Below are 6,180 nucleotides of genomic sequence, written 5' to 3' on the forward strand. Positions count from 1 at the left end.
TCCTTGTCGTCGTCCTCTTCGGACTCGCCGTCTTCAGCTTCTTCTTCGGACTTTTCGTCGTCGCCTTCAGCCTTCACGCTGTCCTCGGCGTCGTCTTCGTCCTCATCTTCGCCTTCTTCATCGTCGCCGTCTTCGTCGTCATCCGACAGGTCAGCGGCTTCGACCGCGGCGGCAGCGGCATGATCGAGGATGGTTTCGGAAGCGGATTCAAGCGCCTCGGCGGGAGCCGGGGTTTCTTCTGTCACTTCGATTTCGTGATCGGAATTCATGGAAGCCTCCGTGGGGTTGGGGAACATGTCCCTTTTGCCACGGAGAGATCATCGTCATATGACTGTAAGCCGGCTCGAACGGCCGACCGGAAGATTTTTTCTTAGCTTCTCAACCAGCTATCTTCGAGAAATCCGCGACCTGACCGGTCGCCGCGCGGATGCGGGCGAGCAGCGCCAAGCGATTGGCGCGCACGGACAAGTCCTCGTCATTTACGAGTACATGCTCAAAGAATGAATCAACCGGTTCACGCAAAACGCTAAGCGCCAACAGGGCGCCGGAAAAGTCATCGTTTTGAATCGCTTCGCCGGCTTGCTTCTCAGCCTGATTCACCGCCGCAAACAGCAATTTCTCGGTATCCTCGCGAAACAGCGCCGGCTCAACGGTTTCGGCGACCGCCGTTTTTTTCTTCTCCTCGGCGGCCAGGATGTTGGCCGCACGCTTGGTGCCGGCGAGCAGGTTTTTGCCGTCCTCTGTATCGAGGAAGGAGCCCAGCGCCTCGACGCGGCGGACGATCTGCAGCAGGTCATCGGACTGCGGTGTGATGACCGCATCAATCAGATCGTGGCGTGCACCCTGGTCACGGAGGTAGACCTTCAAGCGGTCGTGGAAGAAGGCGACGAGATCGGCAACGAATGGCGAAAGCGATGCTTCCAACTCCATCATACGCTGGCCATCGAAGAACTCTCGTTCCTGATCGGCGGAGCCGAAGGTTTCCGAATTTGCGTTGGCCAAGCCGCCCTTCAACAATCTGGAGATCAAGCCGGCTTCCGACAACAGCTGGCTTGCCCCCTTGTACTCGCGAATGCGGGAATCGAGCATCGTGACCACACCACGGCTCTCAACCCCCTCACCGAACCGTTCATATGCGGCGAGCGCCGAGGCCACCGTCGCTGCAATGGCGACACCCAGGGAAAGCCTGATCCTGTTTTCCAGTATGATCCTCACCACACCCAGCGCCGCTCGACGCAAAGCATAGGGGTCCTTCGACCCGGTCGGCTTTTCGTCGATGGCCCAGAAGCCGGCCAGCGTGTCGAGCTTGTCGGCAAGTGCCACGGTGATCGAAACCGGATCGCTCGGTACGCGGTCGGATGGGCCTTGTGGCTTGTAGTGTTCCTCAATGGCTGCCGCGACCGAAGCATGCTCGCCCTGCAGCAATGCATATTTGCGCCCTATTGCGCCTTGCAGCTCGGGGAACTCGCCGACGACTTCAGTGGTGAGATCGGCCTTGGCTAAGACAGCCGCACGGTGCGCCAGTGCGGGATCGGCGCCGACGATCGGCGCCAGTTCCTCGGCAAGCCGGGCAATCCGCTCCACCCGCTCGCCCTGCGTGCCAAGCTTGGCGTGAAAGGTGACGGCGAGATGGTCGAGGCGGGCCATGCGCTGGTCGAGCGGTTTCTTCAGATCGAGCCCGAACTTTTCCGCCGATGCTTCAAGCTGGTCAAGATCAGGCAAATCGCCCTGATCGGTCGTCCAGAAATAAAGCGCGTCGGACAGACGGGCGCGCACCACCTTGCCGTTGCCGTGGGCGATCTCCTTGCCGCCATCCTTGGCCTCGATGTTGGCCGTGAGGATGAAGCGGTTGGAAAGCGCATCGTCGACACCCTGCGGCCGCGTGACAAAGCACTTCTGGTTGGCGCGGATGGTCAGCCGGATCACCTCGGCCGGAATGGCCAGGAAAGCCTCCTCGAACTCGCCCATCAGCACGACCGGCCATTCGACCAGCCCGGACACCTCTTCCAGCAGCCCGTCGTCCTCAACCAGGTCGAGCCCGTTGGCGAAAGCGAGATTGCGGGCGTCGGCAAGGATGATCTCCTTGCGCCGGTCGGCATCGAGCACGACCTTCGCCGCTTCCAGCTTGGAAACATAGTCGTCGAAGCGGCGCACCGTAATGGCATCAGGCGCGTGGAAGCGGTGGCCATAGGTGACGTTGCCCGAGCGGATGCCGTCGATCTCGAAATCGACCACGACAGGCTCCTCGGTCTCCGGGCCGAAGGTGCACAGGATCGATTGCAGCGGCCGCACCCAGCGCAGCGAGCCGGGCTTGGCCGAGGCCGGCCCCCAGCGCATCGATTTCGGCCACGGAAAATTGCGGATGATGCCCGGCACCAGCTCGGCGATAATCTTTTCGGCCGCCCTGCCCGGCTTCGAAATATGGGCGACGTAGAAGTCACCCTTCTTCGGATCGGAATGGACATGCGCCTCGGCGATCGAAGCAAGTCCGGCCTTGCGCAGGAACCCCTGGATCGCCTGTTCAGGCGCTGATGTCGAAGGTCCTTTGATCTCTTCGCTTACATCCTTCGAGCGCGCGGTCAGGCCCCTGATATCGAGCGTCAGCCGCCGCGGCGTCCAGTACTCGCGCGCCGCCTCATAGGTCAGTCCCGCCTCGACCAGACCGTCGGTCAGCATCTTCCTGAGATCACCCGCCGCCTTGCGCTGCATGCGGGCAGGGATTTCCTCGGAACGAAGTTCGAGCAACAAATCCGGCATCAGAGTGTCTCCGCCCGCATGCCATTTTCCTGTTTGCGCGTCCTCGCGCCTCCGGCGCTGCGGTCGCGCGGCTGGGCAGGAATCTCTTCCGAGCGGAGTTCTAGAAGCAGGTCAGGCATGGATGGGGCTCACGCGGCAAAATGGTCCGGGCGGGGCATAGCAACTCGGCTGGCCGCTGTCACCCTTTCCGCGCGCCGATCGCCGATTTGCGCCCATTTCCAGAAATCTTGGCCGCCCTGTCGGGACGAGACGATCCCGCTCGTCCTTGGATCAAAGATTTCCATGAACCGAACGCAGCGCTGAAGCGACCCACGCTCAGGCAGGGAACTATTGGCTCAACGACCATGAAAACGGCATCCAGACTTCTGCAGATCCTCGCGCTCAGCGCCTGCTTCACCGCGCAGGCCCATGGCGCCTTCTCGATGCCGGGCGTGCGGCAGGCATTGCGCACGATCGACGGTACCGGCACACAGAACGTCCTGCCGATCAACATTTCCTTCGAGATGATGAAACGGGTCTGAAACTCAGGCTGCCAAGCCACCCGCCTGCGTCTTCAAAAATGCCTCGCCGCAGGCCTTCGCCAGATTGCGCACCCGCAGGATGTAGCTCTGCCGTTCGGTGACCGAAATCACACCGCGTGCGTCGAGCAGGTTGAAGACATGGCTGGCCTTGATGCACTGATCATAGGCCGGGAAAACCATGCGATGCATCGGCAGATTGTCGTTAGACGCCGGCGCGCCGGCATCGAGCAACGCTTTGCACTCGGCCTCGGCGTCCTCGAAGTGGCGCAGCAGCATCGCCGTGTTGGCGTATTCGAAATTGTGGCGCGAATATTCCTGCTCGGCCTGCAGGAAGACATCGCCATAGGTGACCTTGTCGGCGCCTTCGCGGCCGTTGAAGTTGAGGTCGTAGACATTGTCGACGCCCTGCACATACATGGCCAGCCGCTCCAGCCCGTAGGTCAGCTCGCCGGCCACCGGCGCGCATTCGATTCCGCAGACCTGCTGGAAATAGGTGAACTGCGACACTTCCATGCCGTCGCACCAGCACTCCCAGCCGAGGCCCCAGGCGCCCAGCGTCGGGCTTTCCCAATCGTCCTCGACAAAGCGGATGTCGTGCAGCAACGGGTCGACGCCGATCGCTGCCAGCGAACCGAGATAGAGCTCCTGCAGGTTGGGCGGGTTGGGCTTCAGGATCACCTGATACTGGTAATAATGCTGCAGCCGGTTCGGGTTCTCGCCATAGCGGCCATCCTTGGGACGGCGCGAAGGCTGGACATAGGCGGCATTCCAGCGTTTTGGCCCAAGCGCGCGCAGCGTCGTTGCCGGATGAAACGTGCCGGCGCCGACCTCCATGTCGTAGGGCTGCAAGATGACGCAACCATAGGCCGCCCAGTAATTGTGCAAGGTCAGGATCAGCCCCTGGAACGAGCGGCTGGGATGCATATGGGCGGGGATTTCAATAGTCATGGTGGCCTCGACAGCACGGGCTAGCTTGCCGGCACGTCCTAGAGACACGGCGGCAAAGCGTCAAGCAAGGCGCGCCGGCGCGGATCGCCGGAAGCGTGCGGGACGATGTTGAAAGCATTGCGAGGGCGTGGCCCATTGCCGGTCATGGCAGCCTGAGGTCTGTTCGATGCGTCGTCCATGTCAATGACAACAGGTCCAGCCATGCCCAGCCCGATCGTCATCCGTCCCGTTATGCGCCGGGATTTCGAGCAATGGCTGCCGCTGTGGGACGGCTACAACGCATTTTATGGCCGCTCGGGTGAAACGGCCCTGCCGGGCGAGATCACCCAGATGACATGGTCGCGTTTCTTCGATGCCTACGAGCCGGTCCATGCGCTGGTTGCCGAGAGCGAGGGACAGCTTCTCGGCCTAGTGCACTATCTCTTCCATCGCAGCACCACGTCGATCGCACCGAATTGCTACCTGCAGGACCTTTTCACCACACAGGCCTCGCGTGGCAAAGGCATCGGCCGGGCGCTGATCGAGGGCGTCTATGAGCGTGCCTGGGCCGCCGGCTCAGGTCGGGTGTACTGGCTGACGCATGAAACCAATCACACGGCGATGAAGCTCTATGACAAGGTCGGCGAACGCTCCGGGTTTGTCGTCTACCGGAAGATGTTCTGAGGCCGTCTCCGCAAATCGGCGAGCGTCTGGGCGGGCGCATGTGGCCCAAACGAAAACGGGGCTCCGAAAAGAGCCCCGTTCGTATTCAAAATAGTCGACTTCACCCCTTCGGGGCGGGCACCGGCTCTGGCTTGACCTTCGGGGTTTCCTGCGCCGTGTTGGATTCGATCGGCGGCAGGCCCTTCATCAGCTTCTGCTGCAAGGTGGCCAGCACATCGGGATCCGGCTTCAGGTCGCGAGCCTGGTTCCACTGGAAAGTTGCTTCCAGCTTGCGGCCGACGCGCCAGTAGGCATCGCCGAGGTGATCGTTCAGAACCGGATCTTCCGGCTTCAGCGACACGGCGCGTTCCATTTCGCGCACGGCGTCATCGAACCTGCCGAGGCGGAAATAGGCCCAACCCAGCGAATCGACGATGTAACCGTCGCTCGGCCTGAGGTCGACGGCCTTCTGGATCATCGCCAGGCCTTCCTTGAGGTTGGTGTTCATGTCGACCCAGGAATAGCCGAGATAGTTCAGCACCTGCGGCTGGTCGGGGAACAGCTCCAGCGCCTTGCGGAAGTTCGGCTCGGCCTTGGGCCATTCCTTCAGGCGCTCATATGCGATGCCGCGCTGGTAGAAGATATTCCAGTTGGCTGAAGTCGGCGTCTTCAGCACATCGACAGCCTTGTCGTAGAGATTGGCGGCCGAGCGGAAATCATCCTTCGAGGAATAGACGCCGCCGAGCGCCAGATAGGCGCGCATGTCGTCGGGATGGGCGTCGACGAAGGCCTTCAGATGGGTGATCGCTTCTTCGTGACGGTCGAGATCGGCAAGGTTGAGGCCGAGCTGCAGGTCCGAAAGCTCCTTCAGCGGCGAGGTAGCGGGGATCCGCCGATAGAGCGCAATGGCGCCCTCGCCATCCTTCAGCTGCTCGGATACAGCAGCGAGTTGCACCAGGGCGGCGTCGCTGTCAGGCTTCAGGGCAAGCGCATATTGCAGATAGAGGCGAACGAACGGCTCGCCGCCGCCACGGTTGAGCGCGGTGGCAAGGTCGAGCAAAATCTCGGAGGCACCGTCCGACGGGCCAGTAGCGAAGGGCGCAATCTTGTCGCCCTTGGCGATCCTGTCGCGCAAGGCGACGATCTCCAGCTTGCCCGGCGAAAACGCCTCGGCCTGGTCGAGCACCGACAGCGCCTTGGCCTTGTCGCCCTTGCGGGCCAGGAACGACGCGTAGGCCTGGGCGTTGCGCATCCAGGTTTCGGGAGCGGCGCCGCCGGCGGCGGTGTCCTGCATGGTCGCGGCGTAGATCGC

At 62.0% G+C, this 6,180-nt stretch carries 6 protein-coding genes; 2 read left to right on the forward strand and 4 right to left on the reverse strand.

The features are described 5' to 3' along the window. Together EN935_RS18405 and glyS are read right to left on the reverse strand one after the other, a co-directional pair. On the reverse strand, window positions 1-269 hold a 269-nt coding region (locus EN935_RS18405), incomplete at its 3' end, for an ATPase (RefSeq protein WP_127373497.1). A 109-nt stretch (window positions 270-378) separates the two neighbouring features. After that, window positions 379-2,757: a glycine--tRNA ligase subunit beta gene (glyS, locus tag EN935_RS18410; RefSeq protein ID WP_127373498.1), complete on the reverse strand. Its 2,379-nt coding sequence runs from the start codon at window positions 2,755-2,757 to the stop codon at window positions 379-381. 344 nt (window positions 2,758-3,101) lie between these two features. Between glyS and EN935_RS40845 the strand changes: the two genes are divergently transcribed. Beyond that, window positions 3,102-3,278 (forward strand): hypothetical protein, encoded by a 177-nt coding sequence (locus EN935_RS40845; RefSeq protein ID WP_164548640.1) that lies wholly within the window; start codon window positions 3,102-3,104, stop codon window positions 3,276-3,278. Between the two features lie 3 nt (window positions 3,279-3,281). On the opposite strand, the gene EN935_RS18415 is transcribed toward EN935_RS40845, so the two are convergent. Further along, window positions 3,282-4,226, reverse strand: a complete 945-nt coding sequence (locus EN935_RS18415; RefSeq protein WP_027035983.1) for a glycine--tRNA ligase subunit alpha — start codon at window positions 4,224-4,226, stop codon at window positions 3,282-3,284. A gap of 201 nt (window positions 4,227-4,427) precedes the next feature. Here EN935_RS18415 and EN935_RS18420 point away from each other — a divergent pair, with 201 nt between their 5' ends. Further along, the gene (locus tag EN935_RS18420; protein ID WP_127265200.1) at window positions 4,428-4,889 is read left to right on the forward strand and encodes a GNAT family N-acetyltransferase; all 462 of its coding nucleotides are present in this window, start codon (window positions 4,428-4,430) and stop codon (window positions 4,887-4,889) included. Between the two features lie 100 nt (window positions 4,890-4,989). On the opposite strand, the gene EN935_RS18425 is transcribed toward EN935_RS18420, so the two are convergent. Beyond that, window positions 4,990-6,180: tetratricopeptide repeat protein (locus tag EN935_RS18425; protein ID WP_127373499.1), on the reverse strand; the 1,191-nt coding region annotated here is incomplete at its 5' end.

It is taken from the genome of Mesorhizobium sp. M7D.F.Ca.US.004.03.1.1 (genome assembly GCF_003998635.1).
GTDB lineage: Bacteria > Pseudomonadota > Alphaproteobacteria > Rhizobiales > Rhizobiaceae > Mesorhizobium > Mesorhizobium loti.

Coding starts and splice junctions, on each gene's coding strand:
- glyS (WP_127373498.1), bottom strand. CDS start 2,757: ATGCCGGATTTGTTGCTCGAACTTCGTTCCGAGGAAATCCCTGCCCGC.
- EN935_RS40845 (WP_164548640.1), top strand. CDS start 3,102: ATGAAAACGGCATCCAGACTTCTGCAGATCCTCGCGCTCAGCGCCTGC.
- EN935_RS18415 (WP_027035983.1), bottom strand. CDS start 4,226: ATGACTATTGAAATCCCCGCCCATATGCATCCCAGCCGCTCGTTCCAG.
- EN935_RS18420 (WP_127265200.1), top strand. CDS start 4,428: ATGCCCAGCCCGATCGTCATCCGTCCCGTTATGCGCCGGGATTTCGAG.